Origin of the sequence: Dyella sp. (genome assembly GCF_051954575.1) — a bacterium.
In the GTDB taxonomy this organism is placed as follows: Bacteria; Pseudomonadota; Gammaproteobacteria; order Xanthomonadales; family Rhodanobacteraceae; genus Dyella_B.
The window spans coordinates 1-24,136 of the sequence record NZ_JBQCHP010000072.1 but is presented as its reverse complement, the minus strand read 5'-3'; the positions used below and the strand labels follow the sequence as shown (position 1 = coordinate 24,136).

Here is a 24,136-nt window from a genome sequence, read left to right as displayed (position 1 = left end):
CGCGTGCCCTGATGCATGGTCTTGCGCAGGGAGAGGGGTTATCGGATAAAGTTGTAGGCCTGCATAACGTGAAGGACCATGGCATGTGCTGGCAGTTTGTAAGATCAACGGTAATGAAGGGAAGCCTGGCCGTGTGGGGCGCGGCTTTGACGGCATGCGCCCTGGCATCTCCCCATCCGGCGCCATCCTCCTTCCATACGTTGTCCCAGGCGCAGTGCGCGCCGCCATCCCAAGCGGGTTACCACGGACCGCTGGCGGCAACATGGGATAGCTATAAGCCTTATGTCAGGGCATGTCCGCTGGCATCGGCAAAAACGCCTCCCAGGCTGTGGCTGCTGACGATATTCGCGCAACCCTATCTGGATGATCACCCCAGCGAAAAAACCTGGCCGAATTTTCCGCGCCCGCAGCTTGTTGACGCCGATGGCCATTGCCTGGCGCGTTTGCCGGAACTATTTCCGTTCGACGAGCCGCGCACCTTGAGCTTGCGTTATGGATCATCGACGGACGCCATGCCGGGCGAAATCCACGTACATGTCAGCAACCCTGCGATGGGTGGAGATTATGACTTGCCCGTGTTGCGCTGGATGCCTGCGCAACATGCCTACATCGCGCAGAACGCTACCGACGAATACACCAAGGACGATATGACATGCCGGAATTGAAGACTGTTCTGGAAGCCGCTTACAACATGCCTGATTCGCTGCACTCCTGCAGCAATTTCGTCTGGCATGCGATTCAGGGCTATGTGCCGGGTCAGCCCTACATGGTCGCCAACGATCTGGTGAAATTTCTGGCGCGCAGCAATGACTGGGAAGAGCTGGATGCCAGCGACAGTCGCAAAATGGCCGACCTCGCCAAGGCAGGAGCGCTGGTGGTCGGCGGCAGCGAGGACCATCCCAACGGACACGTGCTTGTGGTGTATCCGGGTGATGTGAAAGATTCCGGCGGCTACGCGTACTCGTCCGGCGGCAAGACGCTGATCATGCGCTCGCATGGACTGTATGCTCGTTCGATGTCGCGTGCGCTGGGAAACTGGCCGGGCGCCAAGAGCGATGGCGACAAGACGGTGTGGGACGCCTGGGCGGGGCCGAAATTCAGCAGGGTTCGCTTCTGGGTGCTCAAGTCCACGAAGCCACCGAAGTAGCCGGCTGCAGGCTTTTAAAAAAAAGCCGACGGTGTGGGCTAGCACCGTCGGCAGGTTCACACGCAATATCGATGCTTGAAAAAAGGCTTACCAGGCTTTCACATCGACCACGCTGAGCGAGTAGCTCTGCATGTCCGACTGGTAATGCAGCAGGCGGCCCAGGTCGAAATCCACCGATTGACCGGGGCTGATGTTGGTGGTGCCGGCAGGCCAGCCCATCTTGGAGGCGAGCACGTTGCCGGAGCCGTCCTTCGCATCCAGGCGGATCTGCGCGGCAGCCGCGGATGTGCAGTTGTTGACCAGCTTGCCTTTCACGCTCAGGCGCGTGGCGATACCGGTGCCGACGGCGGCGACCTTGACGTCCTGGATCGCGAAATCGGTGGCGGCGCAGGCGGCGTGGGCCGTGATGGGTGCGACCAGCAAAACAGTAGCGGCGAGTAGGATTTTCATGGGTCAGTCCTTACAGGGCCAGGTGACTAGGAAAAACCGGCTTGTAAGGACTATCGGCCCGAACGGGGCGAACTTTAGCGGTGGTGACGATCCGGGCATTGCAATACATGCACGCACGGTAATGTCCAGAAGATTATCCCGGCTTGCGAACAAGCAAAAAAAAGCCGACGGTGTGGGCTAGCACCGTCGGCAGGTTCACACGCAATATCGATGCTTGAAAAAGGCTTACCAGGCTTTCACGTCGACCACGCTGAGCGAGTAGCTCTGCATGTCCGACTGGTAATGCAGCAGGCGACCCAGATCGAAATCCACCGACTGGCCGGGGCTGACATTGGTGGTGCCGGCAGGCCAGCCCACCTTGGAAGCGAGCACATTGCCGGAACCGTCCTTCGCATCCAGGCGAACCTGGGCGGCGGCAGGCGATGCGCAGTTGTTCACCAGTTTGCCTTTCACGCTAAGGCGCGTGGCGACACCGGTGCCTACCGAAGCGACTTTGACGTCCTGGATCGCAAAATCGGTGGCGGAGCAGGCGGCATGAGCGGCGATAGGTGCGGCCAGCAACAAGGCCGCGGCGAGTACGGTTTTCATGATCAGTCCTTACGGGGAGGGGAAATATGCTGCGAAGAGCAGCCAGATAAGGACTATCGGCCTGGGCGGAACAAACTTTAGGGCTTGGCAATGATGCCGGCAGATGGCGCTTCACTTGCAGCGTCGAACCTCAGCTTGCCGCGATCGGTTCCCTCCCCTGCATGCAGGGGAGGGAACCGTCATTCGTGCACCTGATGCGTAGCGCCTACTGCACGTTCAAGTTGACATCATCCAGCACGAAGGACGTCTGCAGCGAGGTGTCTTCCGTGCCGGTGAATTTCACCGTGACGGTCTTGCCGATGTACGGCGTCATGTTGTAACTGTGTACCTGATAGCCCGATGCGGCGTTGAGGTTGGAGAACGTCGCCAGCGTGGCCAGCACCGTGCCGCTGCTGCTGAGCACCTGCACCTTCAAGGTGTCATACGCGGTCGTGGTGGTGGTCTCGGACGTGTCGATATGCAGATAGAACTGCAAGGTTGCGCTGGACTTGCCCGAGGGAATGGACACGCTCTGCGACACCGTATCGGTATGGCTGCTGCCATAACCGTCCAGCCATGCGAAGCCGGCGCCGTTATGCGCGGTTTCGCCCGAGCAACTGCTGTTGGTGCAGTACACGCCCGATGTCATCGACCACGGGCTGGACCCGCTTTCAAAACCTGGGTTGACAAGCAACTGGCTGGAACCGCCACCGCTGCTTACGGCATAGGACTTGGTCAGCGAGCTGGTCTTGCCGCTGGCGCTGTCTTTCACTGTTTCGGTCACGCTGTAGGTGCCGTTGGCGGCATACGTGTGCGTCGGGTTCTGCGCGGTGGAGGTGCCGCCGTCGCCGAAGGTCCACGACCATGAATTGATCGTGCCGCCGCTGTCGGTGGAGCTATCCGTGCAGCTCAGGCTGAGGCCGCTGGCCGAACAGCTGAAATTGGCCGTGGGCGTACCGCCGCCACTGCCGCCGCCGCTGACGATGGTGTGAGAGATATCGCAGCGGTTGGTGTCATTGGACCACGTACTTTGCATCGCAAAGCTGCCCGTGCCCATGCTCACATTGGCCGAGGCGCCCTGGCCGGAACTGATCCAGGCGCATTCGTCACCATTTTCCTGGCCGTTGTAGCTCGAGCCGGTGGTGTTGGTCCAACCGCCGGCAGGGTTCTGGTCGGTGATGGTTTCGGCGTACTCGTGGCCTTCGACGATGGAGAACCCATCGTCATTGTTGCCGGCGTTGACGAAGCCTGCGCCGCAACTGCTGCCCTGGTCAGAGACATACGGCAGGTTGGTAAAGGCGATATCGCCGTAGGGAGAGCTCACGCCGGCATCTTTGTTGTAATCGTGCCAGGCGCAGAAGCCGCCAGTCAGCCAGTTGTCGGGATTGGTTCCGGTGGGCGAGATGATTACGTATTGGACATAGCGGTTCGAAGCGGCGGTGGTGTTGCCGAAATGCGCCGCGGCATTGATCGCCTCCTGTGCCAGTTGCGCGGCCGTGGCCGCCGAAGGCGAAGCTTGCGTGTTGTCGTACCACACGCCGGCCAGCGCGCCGCCGGTGGGATAGCCGATCAAGGGCGCGCCGGAAGGACAGGAGGTTGCACCCGAAGCCACCGACGAGCCGTCGCAGTATTGCGTCATCGTGCCAGACCACAGTTCGCCGCCGGTACCCAGCCCTTTGAAAAGTTTCTGCAGGTAGGGCGCAGCACCGCTGGGATCGTTGGACAAGGTGACATTGCCGTTTCCATCCGTGCCCTGCGTGCCCCATTGGGTGCCGTAAAACACCAGGTACACCTTGGGCGTGCCGCTGGTGACGCCGATGCCATCGATGCCGCCGCCGAAGGACAAGGTCTCCGGGCCCGTGGCTGCACCGATCTGTTGCAGGTACGCCTTCATCTTCGCGTGCCGCTCCAGCGTCGGTACCACGCCATGCCGGTAAGGATGCGCATAAGCTGGCGAGTAGGGATTGCTTATCTGCGGCGTGCTTGCTTGTGGCGCAGGATCGCCGGCAGCGAAAGCTGCACTTGCGGCGAGCACAAACAAGCTCGAAACGGCTGCTGCTTTGAGCAGGCCGAGCTTCATGTAGTCGGACATTTGCTACCCCATTTAAGAAAGAAGAGAACAGAAAAACCCGCCCTGCGGCTTTCAGGCCACAGCACTACCGCTGAAGCGGGACTGGTTTGCTTTGCTCCGATCTAAAAAACGAGGCTTTGTCGCATGCCGGACATTACCCTCCCCCGATCCATACGGGCGCACGTCAGCGATGCTTGCTTATAAGCCGAAGCGTTCGACCTATATCCGTGACAAAGTCGTTCGCCAAAAAACGATCCTTTCCCCACGACGAACCGCGGCAACGTAGTGGAAGCAAATTTCGATTGCAATGATCGATGTGTGTATGAAAACGTATACCCAGAAATATTCTTAAGTGTTCACAGAGGTGTCACGCGTCACATCACAGTTAATCGATCCAAATGATGTGTGGTCGATGGTCTTCGCTCGCTCATCTCGCTCATGATTTGCAGCGCCGGTGAAACGTGCTTCGAAAAAAACAAAAAACCCCCAGGTTGCCTGGGGGTTTTTGTTGTTGCTTGCATCGACGCGTTGGCGTTTGTCAGAAGCGGTATTCCACCGACGCCGAATACGCCGCCACGTTCACGCGGTTGCGGCCGATGCCGACGTGATCGACGCTGGTGCTGTTGCCGGTATTGATGCGGTAGTTGTCGTAGTTGACGCCGACGCTGAAGTTCTTGGTCAGGTCATAGCCAACGCCCAGACCCGCATACAGGCCGTTGTTGTAGGTGGTGTAGTTGGCGCCGACATCACCCGACACCAGATCGAGCTTGGTCTTCGAGCGCAGGTAACCGGCATGCGCGGTGACGAACCAGTTCTCGTACACGTTGTACTTGGCGTTGACGCCGACCGTCAGCGCACGCGGCTTGGCGGAGAACGAGGTGCTGCCGTCGCCGAACACGTCGGTCTTGGGGCGGCCCAGATACACATAGCCGACTTCCGGACCCACGATGCCGTTCCAGCGCCAGCCGAAGCGGACGTTCTGGAACACGCTGTTGTTGTGGTCGAGCAGGCTGGTGCGGGCCTGGGTCTGGCCGAGTTGGCCGGCAACGAAGAAATTGTCTTGCCAGTTGGGATTGACGTTGGCGCCGTAGGTGGCGGTGCTGGCGTCATCCGCAGGGGCGGCGGCCTGGCTCAGCACGGGGGACAGGGCAAGAGCGGCCACAGCGGCCGAGAGGGCTAGCTTATTCATGGAGGACTCCATCTCTTTTTTATTGGCCCGGCGCCGCGATGGGGAAGTCGCGGCGCGGGGTCGCGCGGGGATACGCGACGTAACAAGATTGTAACAACCGTCCTGAACCGAACTTTGCCAGGGGATTGGCCCAGCCCTTGCGATTCAGTTTTGTCTTTGTGCCGGGCGCGGCCGTGCGTGGCGGCAATTCCAGGCACTGCAAGGCGGCGCGTGACCTCTGGCAGGGGAGCGGCGCGCGCGCACATGGCTAGCATCGTGGCCTTACACCGCCTTCACGTTCATGTTGGCGGTTTCGCCGCACCAGGAGACCCCCTTGAAACACACCCCGCTTGCCGCCGCCATCCTCGCCACCGTGCTCGGATGCACCGCCCTGGCCGTTCATGCCGACGTGCCGGCGCCACAGAACGCTCCCTACAGCGCCGGTGCGCTGAAGATTGATGTGGACGCCACCGATCTGGCGCATCGCGTGTTCCGGGTACACGAAACAATCCCGGTGTCGGCGGCCGGCCCGCTGACGCTGCTGTACCCGGAATGGATTCCCGGCCATCACTCGCCTACCGGCCCGATCAGCCAGTTCGCCGGCTTGGTGGTGAAGGCCAATGGCCAGACGTTGCCGTGGACGCGCGACCAATACAACGTGTACGCCTTCAACGTCGACGTGCCGCAGGGCGCCACCTCGGTGGAAGTGGATTTCCAGTTCCTCTCGCCGCAGGACACCCGCCAGGGTCGCGTGGTGATGACCCCGGAAATGCTCAACCTGCAGTGGAACGCCGTCACCGTCTATCCCGCCGGCTACTACGCGCGCCAGATCCAGACCGACCCGAGCGTGAAGCTGCCGGTCGGCTGGAAGTTCGGTTCCGCGCTGGAAGTCGCCTCGCAGGATGGCGAGGCCGTGCATTTCAAATCGATCAACTACGACGATCTGGTCGACTCGCCGATCTATGCCGGCAAGTACTACAAGCGCATCGATCTTGATCCCGGCGCAAGCACGCCGGTGCACCTGAACATCGTAGCGGACGATCCGAAGTATCTGGACATCAAGCCCGAGCAGATCAAGATCCACCAGCAGCTGGTGCAGCAGATGTACAAGCTGTACGGCGCGCATCACTACAATCACTACGATTTTTTGCTCTCGCTCAGCGAGAAGATGAGCGGCAACGGCCTGGAGCATCATCGTTCCAGCGAAAACGGCACGCCGCCCGGCTACTTCACCGAGTGGGAAAAGAGCTGGGTGATGCGCGACTTGCTCTCGCATGAATTCAACCACTCATGGGACGGCAAGTATCGCCGCGGTGCGGATCTGGCCACGCCGAACTTCAACGTGCCGATGGGCGATTCGCTGCTGTGGGTGTACGAAGGCCAGACGCAGTTCTGGGGCGAAGTAGTGGCCGCGCGTTCCGGCCTGTGGACCGACAACCAGTTCAAGGACATGCTTGCCGCCGTCGCCGCCACCTACGACAAGGGCCGTCCGGGCCTGGCGAGCTGGCGCAACGTGCAAGACACCACCAACGATCCCACCATCGCCCAGCGCCGACCTCTGCCGTACCGCAACTACCAAGCCAGCGAGGATTACTACTCTGCCGGCCAGATGATCTGGCTGGACGTGGACGCCAAGCTGCGCGCACTCAGCGGCGGCAAGAAGAGCATCGACGATTTCGCCAAAGCCTTCTTCGGTGTGAATCCCGGCGCGTGGGATGTCGATCCCTACACCTTCGAAGACGTGGTCAACACGCTCAACGGCATCGCGCCGTATGACTGGAAGAGCTACCTGCGCACGCGCCTGGACGGCCATGGTCCGCTGATCGGCGGCGTTGAAGCGCATGGCTGGAAGCTGGTCTACACCGACAAGCCTTCCGACGCGATCAAGGCGGTCGAATCTTTCCGCCACACCGCCGACCTGATGTATTCGCTCGGCCTGTCCATCGGCAAGGAAGGCGCGATCAACGACGTGCTATGGGACAGCCCCGCCTTCAAGGCCGGTGTCTCCCCAGGCATGACCATCGTCGCCGTCAACGGCCGCAGCTACGATCCGGATGCGATCAAGGAGGCAGTCACCGCCTCGGCGAAGGACAGCAACCAGCCGGTGGAACTGCTGGTGAAGAATTTCGATGAGTACAAGACCGTGCGCATCGACTACCACGGCGGCCTGAAGTATCCGCACCTGGAACGCGACACCAGCAAGCCGGATACCTTGAGCCAGCTGATCAAGGCGAAGTAAGCGCAATCTGCTCCCTCCCCTACGTGCAGTAGGGGAGGATTGGGGTGGGGTGAAGTCCGCCATTTCACGGAAACCTATCGAGCCGATGGGCATCCCCACCCACCTCCGCTATACTCCACCTCCGCTCGGCGCCCATCCCACCGGATCACCCGCGCCAGCGCTCACCACGCGCCCGTAGCTCAGCCGGATAGAGTAGTGGCTTCCGAAGCCATTGGTCGGGGGTTCGAATCCCTCCGGGCGCGCCATTGACGATCCATCGTTGTCCTGGCGTGCGGCCTGCATTTCACCTGCGTCGATCACTGCCCAGAACATATGGGATCGCAACATGCCGCCGCACATGCAGGCCTTTGGTGATACACCGCCACCCCATGCGTCACCACTATTGGCGAAAACCCTCGTCGATATCCGCTTGAGACAAGTGCGCCAACGCATTGACGAGTACCTTCGCTGCGGTAGCCATGGCAATGGATACCGCAGCGCGACTATCCAGGCCTGCCGCCTTCAAGGCTTTGATATCGCTATCGGAGACTTGCGTGCGATTTGATGCGATGGCGTCGGCAAAGCGGCGAACAGCCTCGAGCCTGGGATCTTCCAGTGAACCGCCATGGCGAAGCGCTTTGACGACCGCTGCCGGCGCCCCGAGCTTGGCCGCCCATGTCGAGTGCACGGCGATGCCGTAATCGGCAGCGTTTGCACGGCTTGCCGCAACCATGGCGACCTGTTGGGCAATGGGATCGAGCGAGGTCTTGCCCAAGGACTGCAACAGGGTTGCATAGGCTTCCAATACCGCCGGTTCCACCGCCAGCGCGTAAGCGAGATTGGGCACAAAGCCGAAGATGCCGGTCATGCCATCGAGCATCTCCTCGGCCTCAGTTGGCACTGACGCAGGACCGAGAGTGCCAAACAAGGCGCTGCCATGCTCCGTGTCCACCTTGCGTGCGAGGAAGCTGCGGATGATGCCGGCAACTTCGTCCAGATGCGTTTCGAGCGGGAAGTGCCCAGCGTCGATGAAATGAACTTCGGCGTCCGGTATATCTCGACGAAACGCTTCCGCACCCGCCGGCAGAAAGAAGGGGTCGTGCTTGCCCCAAACCGCCAGTGTCGGCGGGCGATGGGTACGGAAATAGTCGTGAAACTTGGGATAATTGGCGACGTTGGTCTTGTAGTCGCCGAACAGGTCCAGCTGGACTTCATCGCTGCCGGCCCGATCGAGAAAGTGCTGATCCAGCGTATAGCTTTCAGGCGCGATCAATGCAGCGTCGGCCTCACCATGGCTGTACTGGAAATACGTTGTTTCGGATTTCAGAAGCGCACGCAGGTTGGCACGGTTTTCTTCGGTGGGATCTTGCCAGTAGGTGCGGATGGGATTCCAGCCGTCACTGAGGCCTTCTTCATAAGCGTTGCCGTTCTGCGAGATCAACGCCAAAACGCGTTCGGGGCGAGCCGCAGCAAGCCGGAAACCAACCGGCGCGCCATAATCGAAAATGTAAAGCGCGTAGCTTATTAGCCCGATGGCATCGGTGAATCCGGCGATGACTTCGGCGAGATGATCGAACGTATAACCAAAGCGCTTGGCTTCGGGCGCATCCGAGAAGCCGAATCCAGGTAGGTCGGGTGCTATCACGCGATATTTGTCGGCGAGGCGTTCGATCAAGCTGCGGTACTGGTGGCTCGAAGTCGGAAAGCCATGCAGCAACAGCACGACGGGTGCATCTTCGCGCCCGGCGGCGCGATAAAAGATATTGAGCGCGGTTCCGGTGCGGCGATCGGAGACGGAGACGGTTTGATAAGTCGGACGAAGCTGGGACATGGGGATTTCTCCAGGCGGGACGTTTCAGCGGAACGATGTGTACCGAACGATCGGTACAATGCTCCTGGCCAAGGGAACTTGTCAAGGAAAGCATGCTGAATTCCCCGCTGGTAATATCCCTGTACCGAATGTTCCGTAGGTAGGCCCTTATGCCCGCTGCCTTGACCACCAGAGAAGAGATCGTTGACCGGTTGTTCACGGTATTCCGCGACCTTGGCTTCGACGGCGCCTCCATGGCCGACCTGTCGCGTGCGACCGGGCTCGGGAAATCCAGCCTCTACCACTATTTCCCTGACGGAAAAATTCAGATGGCCGAGGCGGTTCTCGATCGGGCAACCGCCGTGATCGACACCGAAATTCTCGGCATGGCGCGCGCTCCCGGATCATTGAAAACGCGTATACAGAAGATCATTGCCGTCCTCAATCACAGGTATGCGGGTGGGCGCACACTGTGCGTACTCGGCCAATTGGCGAGTTCGCAACTTGGCCCGGATGGCCGACAGGGTCTGCGCATGGCATTTGGTCATTGGATCGAGGCCATTGCTATCTTGGCCCATGAAAGCGGCATGCCACCGGCACGTGCCAAAAACTTCGCTGAAGATTGGGTTGCCGGTTTACAGGGCGCGCTTATTCTTCAGGCGGCAACCGCCGACGCTGGCGCCTTTGTGCGGTCGATGGATGCGTTGATGGCGCTCACAAAAAAATCCGCCCGCGGCTCGGTCTAGTCGCGCCTGCTTTTCGGATGCTGTACTACCGGCGGAGTTTGGCAGTGGATCGATAGTGGCGATGATACTGATGGGATAGGTATCCTTGAATTCGTCAATGTTTTTGATGCGCTTTGGCATGGTCCTGATGGAGAAAATTCGCGACGGGGAAGCACGCTGGCGGGCTAACGTTGCTGAGCACGATGACGGTTTCGCCGGTGTGCGGGTAAGTGCGCACATCGGTGCAAACGCCACCGGCGCTGCCGCCATGCCCCCAGCGAAAGTCGCGCTCGAGATGACCGGGGCCGTAATCGGTCGCGAAAAAGCCAAGACCCATGAACTGGCGATAGGTCTTGGTTGCCTGTGCAAATAGCGCTGGTGGAATGAGCTTGCCCGACTGCAATGCTTGGACGAAGCGATACATGTCGCCAATCGTGGATGCTTCGTCGCCGGCTGGAAATCCGCGCAAGGTTTCGCAGTTGAATACCAGTTTGCCATTGTCGATGGTGTAGCCAACGGCGAGCTTTGGATCAGGTGTTGTGCAGTCGATAAAGCCGGTGTGCGTCATGCCGGCGGGTTCGAAGATATGGCGGCGCAGGTAACTCTGGAAATCCTCTCCAGAGACGACTTCAACCATGCGACCGAGAACGACGAATCCGAAATTGCTGTAGACCTGCTTCGTGCCTGGTGGGAAGGCGGGCGGTTGATGGCTTTCCAACGCGACCATATCGGCGACGCTATGTATGCGCGCGCGATTGGCCGCATTTTCATTCCCCAGCAACGGGACATCATCTGCTCCGCTGGTATGCGTCAACAGCTCGCGGACGGTGACGGTGTCGGCAAAGTTCCGGTTCGGATAATCCTTCAACACGTCACCGACATGGGTGTCCAGCGACAGCCGCCCAGCGGCAATTTGCTGCAACACTGCCACGCTGGTGAACATCTTGCCGGCCGAAGCGAGGTTGAAGCGCGTATCTATTGTGTTTGGCTCATCATGCTTGGCGTCACGTTTTCCATATGCCTTTTCGAACAAGACGTGCCCATGCCTGGCGACCAGGACCACACCGGAGAACGTGCCTTGTCGGCTCAAATCCGAGGCAAAGTTGTCGAGCCGTGCCAAAGCAGGATCTTTGGCATCCGTCGGGCCGCTATCGGACCGGGCATGGATGGGCGCCGCAAGCCCCATTAGAAATACGACAGCAAGACAGCGAGCTAAATGAACAGAGGCTAGATGCATATGTTGTATCTCCAAATTACGGCTGCGCTGGCACGCATTTCAGGCGCCGACTAGATCAATGCGTTCCAAGGCTTGCCTTGTTCACGAGCGCCTCGAATGCCGCAGCGGTCTGCGCGTCAGTGAAGTTGCAGTGTCCATCGCCGACCGGTGCGAGCACGGTCAGCAACTTGCCGTTACCCGCCGCACGGATCTGGTCGGGATAGACGGAATGAAATCGTGAAGGAACGGTTGGGTCGAAGGCATTCCACTGCATCACCAGCGGCGTGTCGATCTGGCCGCTCAATGTCACGTTGCGCTGGGCGTAAGCCATGGCAGCGGCCGAGCCGGTATAACGATGTACTCGACGGTTGAAGGCATCGTCGTCGCCGAAGCCGTGATAGATCGTGTTGCGGTTATCCACCGGCATGCCGCCTGCCCGACGCTCCAGCTCGCGCAGTCCCATGTAATAGAGCGACAGCGTTGGCAGCGTTTCGGGGGTTTCCTGTAGACGCTTTTCCAGTATGGCCGCTTCGTTCGGATGCTCTTGTAACGCCTTGGCGAAGACGGCCGGAGGAATGAAGGGCGGTGAGTTGGGAGTAGCAAGATCCGGCAACACCCCGGGGATCAGTGCATCGAAGGCCACCAATGGCGTCACGACGGCCCGCGCCATGAATTCAGGTGTCGAGACAGTGACGCCGCATGTGATCAGTGCGCCCGTGTAGGCGTGCCGATAGCGCTCGATACTCGCCGCCGTTTCCAGGCCACCCAGCGAGAAACCATAAATATAGGTGTGTGCTGGATGCGCAAATGTGCGGACGAAATATTGCCGAAGGCGCTCGTTGTCGACGATGGCATCGCTCACCGCCCAACCTTGCGATACGTACTCGCTCTGCGCCACGGCGTAGCCCAGCTTGAGAAAAACAGGCGTGGCATCGGCTGCGGTCATGGGCGTTTTAATCGGAGCGCCTACGGGTTGGTAACCATGCATCACCATGACCAGATCGCCATTCCAGTGGGCCGGAATGTCGATGCGATAGAGCGCGCCCTGTAACGTGCCTGCATGAGTGCCAGGCTTCAGGCCGGCAGCGTGCACAGACAGGAAGCTGAAACCGATCCAGGCTGCCACAAGAAGCCCGGCACTGATCCGCGGAAAAATGGGGTAGCGTGGCGCTGTACGTTGCATATCATCACTCCTGATGGGAAAGCGGGCGCGAAGATGTTGTTGCGGCCATCCCTAATGGCCACAGTGAATGGGATGAGGCGCATTGCTATCAGTCCTGCGGGGCTAGGACTATCGAAAGAAGTGAAGCGGACTTGAGTTGTATAGGCAGGCACTCACCACGTACGGGTTCCTGTGTATTGGAAGGCGCTCGCCAGGGTTCCATCCTCATCGACCACCAACAACACCGTTTCCGTATCGTGCTGGCGTTTGACGAGATAACGGTCCGAGCCGAACTTGGTCACGCCCGTGAAAGTGTAGGATTCGACCGGTCCAAGCTCGGCGAGGAATTTCTCTCTCGACGCCTTGTTATGGGCACGTACCCTGGCCAGACCGTCACTCATGCCTGCGCCGCTGCCGGGATCGCTGAGGAACAACTGCAACGCTTTCTCGCTGCCGGGAAATGGTTTCTGCGCCTTGATGCGGGCTGCAAGTGCGTCACTAATCCTGTCAGCGGCGGTCTTGTCGATGCGCGGCTGGTCCAAGATGACGCGACCGTTCTGATTGGCGACCAGCCGCAGGGCATGCCCATTGGCGTCCGTGATGAAATGCACCGTGGCATCCAGAGGTTTTTCCCCAGGGAAACGCATCACCCCCAGTGGGTTCACGCCTTCCACGGCGAACCGGGTCTCGTCGAGCGGAGCGAGATGGAATGGCTTCGGTACTCCGATCTGCCCGCTGACCCTGACGGTGAGACCGTTGCCGGCACGCGTCACGGTAATGAGCGAAATGGGACTGATCTGGTAATAGCCGGTGTAGCGATCGAGCGTGTCGTTGTTCAACACGATGCCAGGTGGCGTTACCTGCGCCGCGAAGGCCGTCATGCCAAGCGCGATGAATACCAACGCCGCCACCGAAGCACTTGCCCATTTTTTCGGCTTGTACAGCATGTGCCTGATACGCAGTTCCAGGAACGATACGGAATCGGACATCGCCGGTACCAGACCGACGCGGCTCGACTGTTGCTGCCCCACATGGATCAGCGCTTCGCAATAAGTTCCGACGTCATGCCCGCACTGCAGGATACGTGCGTCACAGTCCAGCTCGATGGCGCGCCGCAAGCGATGGAACTGCCACCACAGCAAGAGATTCCAAGGCATCAGTGCCACTAGAGCCAACGCGAGGGCGACCAGCTGCGGATCGCGCGCATCCAGATGCGAGCGCTCATGGGCGATCGCGCATCGCTGTTGTTCCTCGCTTGCTTGCAGCAGCCATGCCGGCACGACGATGCGTGAACGCAGCAGACCGGCTACGGCCGGCCCCGCATCCGGTGCAACCAGGACACGTTCATCGAACAAATATTCTTCGCGCCAGCCGCGCTTTCGCCGATGCAGTAGCACGGAATTCAAGGTGACGATCAGAATCATCAGCGCGCAGGCCGCTTCCCATATGCCGCGCATCAGCGTATCGGCGTGAACAGGTGTCGCGCCCGCCTGTGTGTCTTCCAGGCCAAGCAGCATGGGCGGCATCGGTACCGACGTCGTATTGCGCAGGGCGATCGACGTTGGCGCAACGTCAGGCTTGAGAGCGTGGGGGAGGCGAATCGATGCGGTGGCAATCACCGTCGGCAGCAGCAGCGAGCCGGCCAGCGATGCGGTCCATACCCATCGCGTCGTCGTCCGGCGAACCTTGGCCGCGCGTTCTGCTGCGAGCGCCGCTGCGCACAGCGCGAGTGTCACCAGGACGGCATACACCATCCAGGCAATCATCACGGCGTCCCCTTGTCGGAACGCTCGGCCAACAGCTGCTGCATGCGACGTATCTGCTCGGGGCTGAGCTTCTGTTCCGACACAAGATGTGAAAAGAGCAGCTCGGTCGATCCCTTGAACAGCTTCTCGGTCAGGTGCTGCACCGCGTTCTTGCGCGCAGCCTGCTGCTTGATGCTGGCGAAGTAGCGATGCCCGCGCCCTTCTTCTTCATGTCCGACATAGCCTTTACTCTCGAGCGTACGCAGCACGGTGAGCACTGTCGTGTAGGCGAGCTCATCGCTCAATCGCTCACGTACTTCGGCAACCAGCGAGGGCCCGTGATCCCAGAGTACCTGCATGACATCCGCTTCGCGGTCGGTAAGAGATATCTTCAAGGCGCAGCCCCTGGCAACTATGGGCGTAGTAGATACTCGGGACTTTCCGGCTTGTCAACTATGGAGATAGTTCATCGATGGCTGTTGCGCGTAGGTCGGCCTAGAGCGGAAGCCGCAAAAGCTGCCGACGGATCGATTGGTCTTCGCAAATATTCGACGCGAAGATATGCGCAGTTGTCACATTAACTTCATCCATTGCAATCGCGCTCGATTCGCACGTATCCCGTCAATTGCGAAGACCATCGCAGCTCGCAGCATCGACATATTCCATAGTGCGCTCGATACCGCTGGCACTTTAAACCCCCAGATCCCTCTCCCTTTCGTAAGGACGAAGAAAGCATGCGCACGTTCTCCGTAGTACGGGCGGTCGCCCTGGTCGCCGCGATGTCGTCCGCTTTTGCAGCGGCGACGCCTGCAAGCGCTGCAGTTACCGTGGCGGTATCGCCCACGCAAGTTTCATTGCCTGCCAATGGCACGCAGCAGTTCTCGGCCACGGTGTCGGGCAGTACCGATCAGAACGTTACCTGGCTGGTGAATGGCGTGCCGGGTGGTGCGCCGAGCCTGGGTACGATTTCCACCAGCGGCGTCTATACCGCGCCGGCGGGTGCGCCGGCCTCGTTCACGGCGACGGTGACGGCGCAGGCCGAAGCCGCGCCGTTGGCGAATGGGGCAGCGGCGGTGGCAGTGGCGGCGTCGACGTATAGCGGGGCCATGTATTACGTGGCGACCACCGGTAGCGACAGCGCGAATGGCAGCGCCACGGCGCCGTGGCGGACGATTCAGCACGCGATGAATGCGGTGCCCGCGGGCGCCACGGTGCAAGTGGCCGGTGGCACCTATAACGAACTGGTGACGATCACGCATTCGGGCTCTGCTACGGCAGGCTATATCACCTTGACCTCCGCGCCGGGGCAGACCGCCACCATCGACGGTACCGGGCTCGGCATACCGCAAGGGCAGCAGGGGTTGGTGACGTTGCAGAACGTGAGCTACGTGCGCGTGGTCGGCTTGCAGTTGCAGAACTACACCTCCAATTCCTCGAGCCTGGTGCCGCTGGGCATCTATGTGGTGGGCTCGGGCAACCACATCGAGATTCGCAACAATCACATCCACAACATCGTGACCACGGTGAAGACCTCGTCCGGCGATGCGTTCGGATTGGCCGTATACGGTAATGCGACCACGCCGATCAGCAACCTGATCATCGATGACAACGAGCTGGATCACTTGACGCTCGGCTACAGCGAATCGCTGTCCGTCAACGGTAACGTGCAGAACTGGCAGGTGACCAACAACAAGGTGCACGACAACAACAATATCGGCATCGTGGCGATCGGTTTCGAGGGAACTGCGCCCAACAGCAGCCTGGATCAGGCGCGCAACGGCTGGATCGCGGGCAATACCGTCTACAACATTTCTTCTGCGAGCAATCCCGCGTATAACAACCAGCCTAGCGCCGATGGCATCTACGTGGATGGCGGCACGCAGATCACCATCGAATGGAACAACGTGCAGGCGGCGGATCTCGGCATCGAGCTGGCCAGCGAGCATTACGGTCGCGTCACCAGCTATGTGACTGCGCGCAACAATCTGGTGCTTTACAGCAATATCGCGGGCATTTCCATCGGCGGCTACAAGGCCTCGGTCGGCGGAACCAGCCATTGCACGATCGTCAACAACACGCTGTTCCAGAACGATGCGTTGCTGACGGGCAGCGGCGAATTCCAGGTGCAGTACAACGCCAGCAACAATCTGTTCGCCAACAACATTCTGTATGCCAACGGCCAGGGATTGCTGGTGAACAGCTTCGTCGCGTCCAGCACGGCACCGGTCACACTGAAAAACGATCTGTTCTATACCAGCGACGCGGGCGCGTCGGCGTATTGGATATGGAACAACACTACGTATACCGACCTGGGCAGTTTCCAACAGGCGAGCAAGAACGAAACCAACGGCCTGCTTGCCGATCCGCTGTTCAGGAGCGCCACGACACCCGACCTGCAGCTCTCCGCAGGTTCGCCGGCCATCAATACGGGCGTGAATCTCGGCTTGGCGGCGGAAGGGGTGTATGACTACGCGGGCTCGTCGCGCACCACCAGTAGCGGCCTGATCGATCGCGGGGCGTATCAGAACTGATGCCGTAACGGCGCTGCGCCCCGGTTTACGCCGGGGCGACGTCAATGCACATAATTCAGCGCGATCGCCGGTGTGATTGTGGTTGGGCTATTGTGGCCGCCGGTGAATACGCGCACGCCGACCAGCACGCCGAGGTTGTTGCGCCAGTTGTATTCGATGGCGGGCGCGAAGCCGAAATACGCGCTTGAGCGTGAGCGGTAGGCGAGCGGCACCGCATTCGCAACCCCTTCCACTCGCGCGCCACGCGCATAGCGATACGAGAGATCCAACGCCAGTACCCAGTGCTGCGTCATGCTGTATTCCCATGCCGCATTGACGCCTAGCGCGTTGCCCGGCCTGGCCCTGCCGTGAAAACCCGCGGGCGTGCCGTAAACGCTGAGTCCATTGACTTGGGTTGTGCGCGAAATGGAACCACCCACATTGAAACGCATGCGCAGGATGCGTCCATCCGGCAACCAGAAATAGGTTTGCGTATTCATCTGCACCGTGGTGGTGTACGCGCCGCTGCCTTGCGCATCCACGGCTGGATGATTGAGTTGATCGTAGCGGCCGGTCGGAAGCGTCTCCTGCACCATCAACGCCATCGCCGGCATGGCGCTGCCTTCGTGGAACGACCTGAGGCTGTATTGCGCCAGCACGCTCAGATCGCCGCTGTCGATGCCGCTGCTGTGCAGGCCATCTGCCGTGCGGTTGTAGCCGAAGGTCGGGATCATGCCGACCATCAGCCGGTTGGTCAGGCCGTACTCCATGTAGGTGAGCGAACCGAAGCTATCCATGTGCGGTGAACGCACGTCGTACAGATAGGGTTCAATCAGGAAATGGCCTTGCGGCAAGGCGGCGGCCGAATTGGCCATCATCGGGCCGGTCCACCATGCGTCGTCCAGCGATTGGCGAGCGGTGTCCGGCATTGCATGCGCCACTGCCCCAACCACCAGCCACGCCATCGCGTGCGCAAGCTTGCGCATCATGGGCTACCAGCCTTCGCCGTCGCGCGGTCGCCGAACATGGATGCGACCAGGCGCCGCCATGCCGGAGCGCGTTCTGTGGCGTTGCTGTTGCGCGTGGTCAATTCGATCTCGCGCAGCGGCGCGCGGCGCTGCCGGGCCACTAGCTGGGCGACCGGGCCATCGCCCATGCCGACATAAGGCACATCGCGCGTTTGCTCCGCCGTATGTGCGACGGAACGGAACAATCCATTCGCTTCGGCCGGGGTCAGCATGCGCTTGCCCATCGTCTCGTAACGCCCGTCATCGAGCGCCTCCGCTGCGATGGCGCCAAGATGCGCCAGCGTGGCCTGCATCGGGCCGCAGCCCAGGCTGATGCGTCGCACGCCCAATTGTTGAAGCGCATGCGACTCGGGTGCGCGGGGATAACCCGCGTAGACGTTGAGCGGTACCGGCAGCACTCGCGCGAGCGTTGCGATCTCATCGGCATTGGCCAGGCCGGGAACGAAGATGCCATCGGCGCCGGCGTCGACATAGGCCAGTGCGCGCCTGCGGGTTTCTTCCAGGCGCGCTTCCGGCGGCAGGTTGCTCAGGTACGTATCGATGCGCGCGTTGATGAAAAACGGCAAGTCGTGATGTTGCGCGATAGCCCGCACGCAGGCGATGCGCTTGCACAGTACGCTCGGGTGCGCCAGCGTTTGCATGCCGGGCTCGGTGCCGTCTTCGATATTGATGCCCACCACGCCCAACTGGATCAGCGCGCCGACCAAGCCGCCGGTGTCTTGCGCATCGCGGCCATAGCCGCGCTCGATATCGACGCTGACCGGCGCGGTGACCACCTGGCAGATGCGCCGGCACGCCGCCAGCAGCTCCTGCACCGGCGATTGCTCGCCATCGGGATAGCCCAGCGCCCACGCCATGCCGGCGCTGGTGGTGGCAATCGCCTTGGCGCCTGCGTTTTCGATCACCCGGGCGCTGGCGGCATCCCAGGCATTGGGCAGCATCAGCGGCGCCGGGCCGGCATGCAGTTGATGGAAAAGCTCGGCACGTATTCTCTGTTCGCGGTGCATGATCCTGGCCTGTGTTTTCACCCGACGCCGGGTGTGTGAAGCAGACCATTGGGTGGCCCCGCCGCGCTGTCAGAATCTTTAGCCATCGTCCTGGCACAGGTCTTCCCACAGCGGACTTGCTAAGCTGGCGCGCACCTTCCGCCAAGACATCGCCAGCGCGCCATGTCCACGCTTACGTCCAAGCTGCTGCTGTCGACCGAATCGTTGACGCTGCGAACCGTCCACTGCAGCGGCACCTGCCGCCATCGCAGTACGGAAGAATGCGCCTCGAGCACGCAACTGGTGTTTCCCTATCGTGGCCTCTACATGCGCCACCTGGGTACGGACCAGGCCGTGGCGGACGCCAACCACGTGCTGTTTTTCAACGCGCAGGAGGGCTACCAGGTCAGCCATCCGGTGGATGGCGGCGACTCCTGCCTGTCTTTGGATCTGACCCCGGGCCTGCTCGCCGAGCTGGCCCCGAAGGCCTTGTTGCAGGGGCAGGGCGACGTTGCCTTTCGCACGCAATCCCATTGCATCGACGCCCGCGCGCAGGCGCTGGTGGCGTTGCTGCGCCATAGCCTGGACAACGGCAGTATCGAGCCGCTGGAAGCCGAGGCACTGGTGCTTACCTTGGTATGCCGCAGCCTGGGGCCGCGCACGTCCAGGCAACCGGCCTCCACGCATGCGCGCCAGCGGCTGGCCGATCGCGTGAAGGTGTTGCTGTCCAGCGATCTGTCGCGGCGCTGGACGCTGGCCGAGATCGGCAAGGAAATCGGCAGCTCGCCGGTGTATCTCACTCAGGTGTTCCGGCAGGTCGAGGGGATGCCGTTGTATCGCTACCAGTTGCAATTGCGCCTGGCGCGAGCGCTCGATGCCATCGCGCAGTACGACGATCTCTCGGCCCTGGCGGCTGAGCTGGGCTTTTCCAGCCACAGCCATTTCACCAGCGCCTTCCGCCAGGCCTACGGACGCTCGCCGGCCGAGTTTCGTCGCTCCTCGCAAGCAAACACCTAAAGAATTCGACAGCGCAGCCCGGCTGCGAATGGTCTCCTGATGGTGCCCGTTGACGGGTTACCAAAGGAGACATCCCATGAGCGAGAAAACCTGCGCCGCGTGCGATTACGCACTGGACGAGAACGCCATCAAGGTCACCATCGGTGGTCGGGTGGTGGAAGTGTGCTGCGAGGAATGCGCGGAAAAACTGCGCGAAGCCAACACCAAGGGAGGAGCGTAATGTGACCGCCGGCACGCGCCTTGTCGTGATCATGTGCATGCTTGGCGCCTGCCGGCTTGCGTCCGGCGCCGCTACTCACGTAACGGCGCCGGACGCCATCGCCAGCCGGGTGCAGACGCTGCTGCAACAGCATTACAGCGAGCGCGACAAATGCATGGTGGTCGATCGCGTGTTCAACCTGGAGAAGCGCCTCGGCGCCTACCGGGCGGCACGCACCCAGGCGGAGCTTATCTATCGCCTCAATGCCGACCTATGGGTGATCACCAAGGACCGGCGCGTGAGCGTGCACGAGCGCGGCGAAACCGCGGCCGCCGGCGTGGACCGATACGAGCTTGGCCAGGGCCTGGCACTGCAACTGCCCAAGGCCGATTCCCGGCACTGAGCGGGAGTACTTCCGGCACGGGGAAAATCCCCGCCGACGGGCGCATGGTGGAGGGCAGGAAGGCTTTTCGCCAGGAGTGCCATGTCGAATTCCGATCTGGAGCGGTTCTCTCCGCTCGTGCTGGCCAGAATCGTCGGCATCGTTTCCCTGATCGGGATCGTGGCCGGTGGATTCGACATCGGCTACGTGCGCAGCCTGCTGATCGTGCCGGGCGACGCCGCGGCGACGGTGCACAACATCGCCGCGCACGAAACACTGTTCCGCATGGGATTTACCGCGCACATTATCCTGCTGTTGTGCAACGTGCCCGACGAAGTCATCAGCTTCATGCTGTTCCGGCGCGTCAATGGCGTGGTCGCGATCATGGCGATGGCTTGCGGGTTGGTCGGCACGGCCATCGAAGCGCTCGACATGGTCAATGCCTACGTGCCGCTGAAACTCGCCGCCGAAAGCGGAGCGATGGCGGCATTCAATCCGCAGCAGTTGCAGGCGCTTTCGTATCTTTCGGTGCAGTTGCAGGACACGGGATTGCTGATCTCGTTCGTGTTCTATGGCGTCGATGAAATGCTGGCCGGCTACCTGATTTTCCGCTCCGGTTTCCTGCCGCGCCTGATCGGGCTGCTGCTGGGCGTTTCCGGATTCTGCTATTTCGCTGATGGCTTGATCAGTTTCATTGCGCCATCGCTGCAGGCATCGCTGTTGCCGTATCTGCTGTTTCCTTGCTTGCCGGGCGAAGCGTCGCTGGCGCTATGGCTGGCCATCGTCGGCTTGAACGTCCAGGCATGGCGCGCGTGGGCGGCCGACCCGCGTACGGCGCAGTGGGCGCCATGACGCGCGCGTACCTGCGGTGGGGAGTTCTCACGCCAGCCATGCTAGGCGTAAGGTACGCAAGCCAACAGGGGGAGCGGTTATGGGGCGACAGGCGACGCCCGTGTCGATGGCGGGAGATGCCATGACCGGGGGCGGTACGACATGGCTGACCATGGCCGATGGCCAGCAGCTGTTCTTGCGCGACTGGTCCGGCCGCGCCACGCATAGCGCAGTGTTGATCGTGCACGGGCTGGGCGAACACAGCGGGCGTTACGACGCACTGGCCAAATGGTTCGTCAGCCACGGCTACACCGTTCGCAGCTACGACCAGCGCGGACATGGCCGCACGCCGGGCCGGCGCGGCGCCCTGCGGCACAGCGACGACCTGCTGAAGGATCTCACCGCCGTCTACGAAAACTACGCCATCCACTCCGGCAGGCATCCGCTGTTGCTCGGGCACAGCATGGGCGGGCTGGTCGCGCTGCGCGCGGTGCTGGATGGGCGCGTCGAACCTTCGGGGCTGGTGCTTTCTTCGCCGGCCTTGCGCTCGTTCGAACCGCCCTGGATGCGCCGGCTGGCGGCTGTGCTGGCGCGCGTATTGCCGAACTTGCCATTGCGCAACGGCCTGCCGGTGGAAGCGCTGTCGCACGATACAAGTGTGGTGGAGGAGTACCGCACCGATCCCTTGCGCACCGGCTGGATCACGCCGCGCCTGGCCGACTTCATTTTTCGCGCCGGTGCATCAAGCATCGCCGATGCATGGCGCCTGCGCGTGCCCAGCTTGTTGCTGGCGGCCGGCAGCGATCGCCTGGTGGATCCGTCTGGCAGCCGCGACTTCGCCAACGGTGCATGGGCCACCCACCAGCTCACCAGCCGCTTCTTCGATACCTTGTTCCACGAGCTCTTCAACGAAGCCGAGACCGGCCGGCACCAGGTGCTGGCGCAGCTTGCCGAATGGCTGCGGCGCTTGCCGTCGATCTCAGGGAAGTAGATGGCGGTACACGACGAAGCCGGACTTCTCCGCCAGCGTGTCGTAAAGCCGCATCGCGGTGGTGTTGGTTTCGTGCGTCTGCCAGTACACGCGCGGGCAGCCGGCGTCCGCCGCAATCCGGTAAACCGCCTCGATCAATGCACGACCCACGCCCATGCTGCGCGCGGACGGCGGGGTGAAAAGATCCTGCAGGTAGCAGCTCGGTGCCAACTGGATAGTGCTGCGATGAAACAGATAATGCGCCAGGCCAAGCAGTTCGCCATCGCGTTCGGCCACCAGCGCGTGCACGGGTTCGTAGGCGTCGAAGAAGCGCCGCCATGTCGTCTGCGTGATCTGTGCCGGCAAGGCGGTGGCGCCGGTTCGTCCGTAGAAGGCGTTGTAACCGTCCCATAATGGCAGCCAGGCATCGAAATCCGTCTCCATCAGGGTTCGGACGGTGAGCGGTTGGCCCATGCTTTTTTCCTTGTTGCGAAAGAACGTTGAGACATCATGACCCAAGGCTGGAACGCGCGACTCGACGCATGGCTACAGGATCGATCCTTGCGCGACCCGCAGCAACTGGGGCGGCGCATCGAAGTATTGGATCAACTGGAAAGCGCGCTTGTGCATGGCCTGTTGCCGTCGTCCACCCACGGTGAAGCCTTGCTGGCCGAGCTGGAGGCGATCAACCAGCAGCTCTTCCAAACACTGCGCGAGGATATCCGGCGCGGCAAAGGCGCCGGATCATTGCGTGCATGGGCCGCTTCGCTGCGCAGTAGCGACAACGGCAAGGGCTACGGTCCGCTCGATGCGCTCATCAGTGGCGTGCTGGATTTGCAGGAACCGTCGGATGCGATCGAGCTTGGGCCCGAGATGGTGTTCTACCAACCCACGCCGGCAAGGCATATTTTCGATTTCATCGAACAGGCATCGCCGACGCAGGCCGATGTGGTGATGGACCTGGGCGCTGGCCTCGGCCACGTCACGTTGCTCACTGCCATTTGCACCGATGCGCGCTGCGTCGGTATCGAGCTGCAAGCGAGCTACGTCGCGAGCGCCCGTCAATGCGGGCAGGCGTTGCAGGTACACAACGCGCAGTTCTTCGCGCAGGACGTGCGCGAGGCCGATATTGCGGGCGGCACCGTGTTCTATCTGTACACGCCGTTTACCGGCGGCATCCTGCGCACGGTGCTGGATGCGCTCAGGCGCGAAGCGGCTGGACGCGTCATTCGCCTTTGCACGTTGGGCCCATGCACGACGGTGGTCGCCGAGGAAGCATGGCTGAAGCCAGCTGGCGCATGCGATGCGCAGCGGACGGTTTTGTTTCAAAGCATCCCCGCGGATTGAAAAATGCCGCAGCACCGGCTGGTGCTGCGGCAGGTTTGAGCTGTGGCGAAGGGCTGCGTTCTTACGGACGCGGTCCCCTGCGTATGCCGCCGAAGATCAGCGACAACACGAACAGTATGACGAACACCACGAACAGTATCTTGGCGATACCTGCCGCACCGGCGGCGATGCCGCCGAAACCGAACACGGCGGCGATGATGGCGATGACAAAAAATACGGCGGCCCAGTAGAGCATGACAACCTCCATGCAAATCGAAATGGCCTGGCGCGGTGATGCGTTCGGCAGGGTGATTCGATCAGTGCGCTCGTGAACGGCACGTACGCGCGGCGTACGTGGAAGCTTGAGGGATTCAGTCAGGTGAAGGGCTTGCGCAAAGGGTGTGCGTGGCGCGTGCAGGAGCGGGCGATGTTGGTGATGAATGCGTCGTTCTATGGAGCCTGCATTGGCCGATTGCGTTTAAGGCAACACTGAATAAGTATCGCCGTCGTCACCAGCCCTGTCTGTTCGCAGGCCACAGGGCCATCGGCGAAGGCAGACTGGCGCATCGTCGAGACGGGTACCTGCGGCATGCGGACAGACAGGGCTG

The 24,136-nt window shown here is 61.2% G+C and carries 24 protein-coding genes and 1 tRNA gene; 12 read left to right on the top strand and 13 right to left on the bottom strand.

From position 1 onward, the window contains the following. Window positions 1-11: 11 nt before the first annotated feature. A complete protein-coding gene (locus ACTHNE_RS09625; RefSeq protein WP_440269145.1) occupies window positions 12-665 on the top strand; it encodes a hypothetical protein in 654 nt (217 codons plus the stop codon). After that, entirely contained in the window at window positions 653-1,147 is a 495-nt protein-coding gene (locus ACTHNE_RS09620; RefSeq protein WP_324937451.1) for a hypothetical protein, read from the top strand. The genes ACTHNE_RS09625 and ACTHNE_RS09620 overlap by 13 nt, the downstream gene beginning before the upstream one ends. Window positions 1,148-1,234: 87 nt before the next feature. Here the strand turns inward: ACTHNE_RS09620 and ACTHNE_RS09615 are convergent, their stop codons facing one another. The 4 genes from ACTHNE_RS09615 to ACTHNE_RS09600 all read right to left on the bottom strand — a co-directional run bounded on the left by ACTHNE_RS09615 (window position 1,235) and on the right by ACTHNE_RS09600 (window position 5,424). Then, entirely contained in the window at window positions 1,235-1,597 is a 363-nt protein-coding gene (locus ACTHNE_RS09615) for a hypothetical protein (RefSeq protein ID WP_324937449.1), read from the bottom strand. A 225-nt stretch (window positions 1,598-1,822) separates the two neighbouring features. Then, a complete protein-coding gene (locus ACTHNE_RS09610; protein ID WP_324937447.1) occupies window positions 1,823-2,185 on the bottom strand; it encodes a hypothetical protein in 363 nt (120 codons plus the stop codon). Window positions 2,186-2,390: 205 nt separating this feature from the next. Next, on the bottom strand, window positions 2,391-4,256 hold the full coding sequence (locus ACTHNE_RS09605) for a PKD domain-containing protein (protein ID WP_440269144.1): 1,866 nt from the start codon (window positions 4,254-4,256) through the stop codon (window positions 2,391-2,393). Between the two features lie 517 nt (window positions 4,257-4,773). Next, window positions 4,774-5,424, bottom strand: coding sequence for an outer membrane protein (locus ACTHNE_RS09600; RefSeq protein WP_324947874.1), 651 nt, complete (start codon window positions 5,422-5,424; stop codon window positions 4,774-4,776). A gap of 313 nt (window positions 5,425-5,737) precedes the next feature. Between ACTHNE_RS09600 and ACTHNE_RS09595 the strand changes: the two genes are divergently transcribed. Together ACTHNE_RS09595 and ACTHNE_RS09590 are read left to right on the top strand one after the other, a co-directional pair. Next, a complete protein-coding gene (locus tag ACTHNE_RS09595; protein WP_440269143.1) occupies window positions 5,738-7,642 on the top strand; it encodes a M61 family metallopeptidase in 1,905 nt (634 codons plus the stop codon). A 168-nt stretch (window positions 7,643-7,810) separates the two neighbouring features. Beyond that, window positions 7,811-7,887 (top strand) — tRNA-Arg (locus ACTHNE_RS09590). Window positions 7,888-8,021: 134 nt separating this feature from the next. Here ACTHNE_RS09590 and ACTHNE_RS09585 read toward each other — a convergent pair. Then, window positions 8,022-9,344, bottom strand: a complete 1,323-nt coding sequence (locus ACTHNE_RS09585) for an alpha/beta fold hydrolase (RefSeq protein WP_440269142.1) — start codon at window positions 9,342-9,344, stop codon at window positions 8,022-8,024. Window positions 9,345-9,601: 257 nt separating this feature from the next. Here ACTHNE_RS09585 and ACTHNE_RS09580 point away from each other — a divergent pair, with 257 nt between their 5' ends. Continuing rightward, window positions 9,602-10,177, top strand: a complete 576-nt coding sequence (locus ACTHNE_RS09580; protein WP_324940660.1) for a TetR/AcrR family transcriptional regulator — start codon at window positions 9,602-9,604, stop codon at window positions 10,175-10,177. Between the two features lie 94 nt (window positions 10,178-10,271). On the opposite strand, the gene ACTHNE_RS09575 is transcribed toward ACTHNE_RS09580, so the two are convergent. From ACTHNE_RS09575 to ACTHNE_RS09560, 4 genes are all read right to left on the bottom strand, one after another. Next, window positions 10,272-11,276, bottom strand: a complete 1,005-nt coding sequence (locus tag ACTHNE_RS09575; protein WP_440269141.1) for a serine hydrolase domain-containing protein — start codon at window positions 11,274-11,276, stop codon at window positions 10,272-10,274. Window positions 11,277-11,448: 172 nt separating this feature from the next. Beyond that, window positions 11,449-12,555 carry a hypothetical protein gene (locus ACTHNE_RS09570; protein WP_324940656.1) on the bottom strand — a complete coding sequence of 369 codons (1,107 nt, stop codon included), beginning with the start codon at window positions 12,553-12,555 and terminating at the stop codon, window positions 11,449-11,451. 152 nt (window positions 12,556-12,707) lie between these two features. Further along, window positions 12,708-14,300, bottom strand: a complete 1,593-nt coding sequence (locus ACTHNE_RS09565) for a M56 family metallopeptidase (protein WP_324940667.1) — start codon at window positions 14,298-14,300, stop codon at window positions 12,708-12,710. Beyond that, window positions 14,300-14,674 carry a BlaI/MecI/CopY family transcriptional regulator gene (locus tag ACTHNE_RS09560; RefSeq protein ID WP_324940653.1) on the bottom strand — a complete coding sequence of 125 codons (375 nt, stop codon included), beginning with the start codon at window positions 14,672-14,674 and terminating at the stop codon, window positions 14,300-14,302. Before ACTHNE_RS09560 ends, ACTHNE_RS09565 begins: the two co-directional genes overlap by 1 nt. 339 nt (window positions 14,675-15,013) lie before the next feature. Between ACTHNE_RS09560 and ACTHNE_RS09555 the strand changes: the two genes are divergently transcribed. Then, complete coding sequence (locus tag ACTHNE_RS09555) at window positions 15,014-16,810, top strand: right-handed parallel beta-helix repeat-containing protein (RefSeq protein WP_440269140.1); 1,797 nt, start codon at window positions 15,014-15,016, stop codon at window positions 16,808-16,810. Window positions 16,811-16,851: 41 nt separating this feature from the next. On the opposite strand, the gene ACTHNE_RS09550 is transcribed toward ACTHNE_RS09555, so the two are convergent. Then, complete coding sequence (locus ACTHNE_RS09550) at window positions 16,852-17,778, bottom strand: transporter (protein ID WP_324940648.1); 927 nt, start codon at window positions 17,776-17,778, stop codon at window positions 16,852-16,854. Next, window positions 17,775-18,824: an isocitrate lyase/PEP mutase family protein gene (locus tag ACTHNE_RS09545; protein ID WP_440269139.1), complete on the bottom strand. Its 1,050-nt coding sequence runs from the start codon at window positions 18,822-18,824 to the stop codon at window positions 17,775-17,777. The genes ACTHNE_RS09550 and ACTHNE_RS09545 overlap by 4 nt, the downstream gene beginning before the upstream one ends. Window positions 18,825-18,986: 162 nt before the next feature. Between ACTHNE_RS09545 and ACTHNE_RS09540 the strand changes: the two genes are divergently transcribed. From ACTHNE_RS09540 to ACTHNE_RS09520, 5 genes are all read left to right on the top strand, one after another. Next, window positions 18,987-19,820, top strand: coding sequence for a helix-turn-helix transcriptional regulator (locus ACTHNE_RS09540; RefSeq protein WP_324940641.1), 834 nt, complete (start codon window positions 18,987-18,989; stop codon window positions 19,818-19,820). A 76-nt stretch (window positions 19,821-19,896) separates the two neighbouring features. Continuing rightward, window positions 19,897-20,040: a hypothetical protein gene (locus ACTHNE_RS09535; RefSeq protein ID WP_324940639.1), complete on the top strand. Its 144-nt coding sequence runs from the start codon at window positions 19,897-19,899 to the stop codon at window positions 20,038-20,040. Window position 20,041: 1 nt separating this feature from the next. Beyond that, on the top strand, window positions 20,042-20,422 hold the full coding sequence (locus tag ACTHNE_RS09530) for a hypothetical protein (RefSeq protein WP_440269138.1): 381 nt from the start codon (window positions 20,042-20,044) through the stop codon (window positions 20,420-20,422). An 81-nt stretch (window positions 20,423-20,503) separates the two neighbouring features. Continuing rightward, window positions 20,504-21,253 carry a DUF4386 domain-containing protein gene (locus tag ACTHNE_RS09525; protein ID WP_324940635.1) on the top strand — a complete coding sequence of 250 codons (750 nt, stop codon included), beginning with the start codon at window positions 20,504-20,506 and terminating at the stop codon, window positions 21,251-21,253. Window positions 21,254-21,374: 121 nt separating this feature from the next. Continuing rightward, window positions 21,375-22,223 (top strand): lysophospholipase, encoded by an 849-nt coding sequence (locus tag ACTHNE_RS09520; RefSeq protein ID WP_440269137.1) that lies wholly within the window; start codon window positions 21,375-21,377, stop codon window positions 22,221-22,223. On the opposite strand, the gene ACTHNE_RS09515 is transcribed toward ACTHNE_RS09520, so the two are convergent. Further along, entirely contained in the window at window positions 22,212-22,676 is a 465-nt protein-coding gene (locus ACTHNE_RS09515; RefSeq protein ID WP_324940630.1) for a GNAT family N-acetyltransferase, read from the bottom strand. The two genes, ACTHNE_RS09520 and ACTHNE_RS09515, sit on opposite strands and share 12 nt — an antisense overlap. Window positions 22,677-22,712: 36 nt before the next feature. On the opposite strand from ACTHNE_RS09515, the gene ACTHNE_RS09510 reads away from it, so the two are divergent. Next, window positions 22,713-23,549 carry a class I SAM-dependent methyltransferase gene (locus ACTHNE_RS09510; protein ID WP_440269136.1) on the top strand — a complete coding sequence of 279 codons (837 nt, stop codon included), beginning with the start codon at window positions 22,713-22,715 and terminating at the stop codon, window positions 23,547-23,549. 61 nt (window positions 23,550-23,610) lie between these two features. On the opposite strand, the gene ACTHNE_RS09505 is transcribed toward ACTHNE_RS09510, so the two are convergent. Next, window positions 23,611-23,784 carry a DUF1328 domain-containing protein gene (locus ACTHNE_RS09505; RefSeq protein ID WP_440269135.1) on the bottom strand — a complete coding sequence of 58 codons (174 nt, stop codon included), beginning with the start codon at window positions 23,782-23,784 and terminating at the stop codon, window positions 23,611-23,613. Between the last annotated feature and the right edge of the window lie 352 nt (window positions 23,785-24,136).

Bases quoted from the DNA above. Each gene is read 5' to 3' on its own strand.
- ACTHNE_RS09625 (WP_440269145.1), top strand. From the start codon at position 12: ATGCATGGTCTTGCGCAGGGAGAGGGGTTATCGGATAAAGTTGTAGGC.
- ACTHNE_RS09620 (WP_324937451.1), top strand. From the start codon at position 653: ATGCCGGAATTGAAGACTGTTCTGGAAGCCGCTTACAACATGCCTGAT.
- ACTHNE_RS09615 (WP_324937449.1), bottom strand. From the start codon at position 1,597: ATGAAAATCCTACTCGCCGCTACTGTTTTGCTGGTCGCACCCATCACG.
- ACTHNE_RS09610 (WP_324937447.1), bottom strand. From the start codon at position 2,185: ATGAAAACCGTACTCGCCGCGGCCTTGTTGCTGGCCGCACCTATCGCC.
- ACTHNE_RS09605 (WP_440269144.1), bottom strand. From the start codon at position 4,256: ATGTCCGACTACATGAAGCTCGGCCTGCTCAAAGCAGCAGCCGTTTCG.
- ACTHNE_RS09600 (WP_324947874.1), bottom strand. From the start codon at position 5,424: ATGAATAAGCTAGCCCTCTCGGCCGCTGTGGCCGCTCTTGCCCTGTCC.
- ACTHNE_RS09580 (WP_324940660.1), top strand. From the start codon at position 9,602: ATGCCCGCTGCCTTGACCACCAGAGAAGAGATCGTTGACCGGTTGTTC.
- ACTHNE_RS09570 (WP_324940656.1), bottom strand. From the start codon at position 12,555: ATGCAACGTACAGCGCCACGCTACCCCATTTTTCCGCGGATCAGTGCC.
- ACTHNE_RS09565 (WP_324940667.1), bottom strand. From the start codon at position 14,300: ATGATTGCCTGGATGGTGTATGCCGTCCTGGTGACACTCGCGCTGTGC.
- ACTHNE_RS09555 (WP_440269140.1), top strand. From the start codon at position 15,014: ATGCGCACGTTCTCCGTAGTACGGGCGGTCGCCCTGGTCGCCGCGATG.
- ACTHNE_RS09550 (WP_324940648.1), bottom strand. From the start codon at position 17,778: ATGATGCGCAAGCTTGCGCACGCGATGGCGTGGCTGGTGGTTGGGGCA.
- ACTHNE_RS09545 (WP_440269139.1), bottom strand. From the start codon at position 18,824: ATGCACCGCGAACAGAGAATACGTGCCGAGCTTTTCCATCAACTGCAT.
- ACTHNE_RS09540 (WP_324940641.1), top strand. From the start codon at position 18,987: ATGTCCACGCTTACGTCCAAGCTGCTGCTGTCGACCGAATCGTTGACG.
- ACTHNE_RS09535 (WP_324940639.1), top strand. From the start codon at position 19,897: ATGAGCGAGAAAACCTGCGCCGCGTGCGATTACGCACTGGACGAGAAC.
- ACTHNE_RS09525 (WP_324940635.1), top strand. From the start codon at position 20,504: ATGTCGAATTCCGATCTGGAGCGGTTCTCTCCGCTCGTGCTGGCCAGA.
- ACTHNE_RS09520 (WP_440269137.1), top strand. From the start codon at position 21,375: ATGACCGGGGGCGGTACGACATGGCTGACCATGGCCGATGGCCAGCAG.
- ACTHNE_RS09515 (WP_324940630.1), bottom strand. From the start codon at position 22,676: ATGGGCCAACCGCTCACCGTCCGAACCCTGATGGAGACGGATTTCGAT.
- ACTHNE_RS09510 (WP_440269136.1), top strand. From the start codon at position 22,713: ATGACCCAAGGCTGGAACGCGCGACTCGACGCATGGCTACAGGATCGA.
- ACTHNE_RS09505 (WP_440269135.1), bottom strand. From the start codon at position 23,784: ATGCTCTACTGGGCCGCCGTATTTTTTGTCATCGCCATCATCGCCGCC.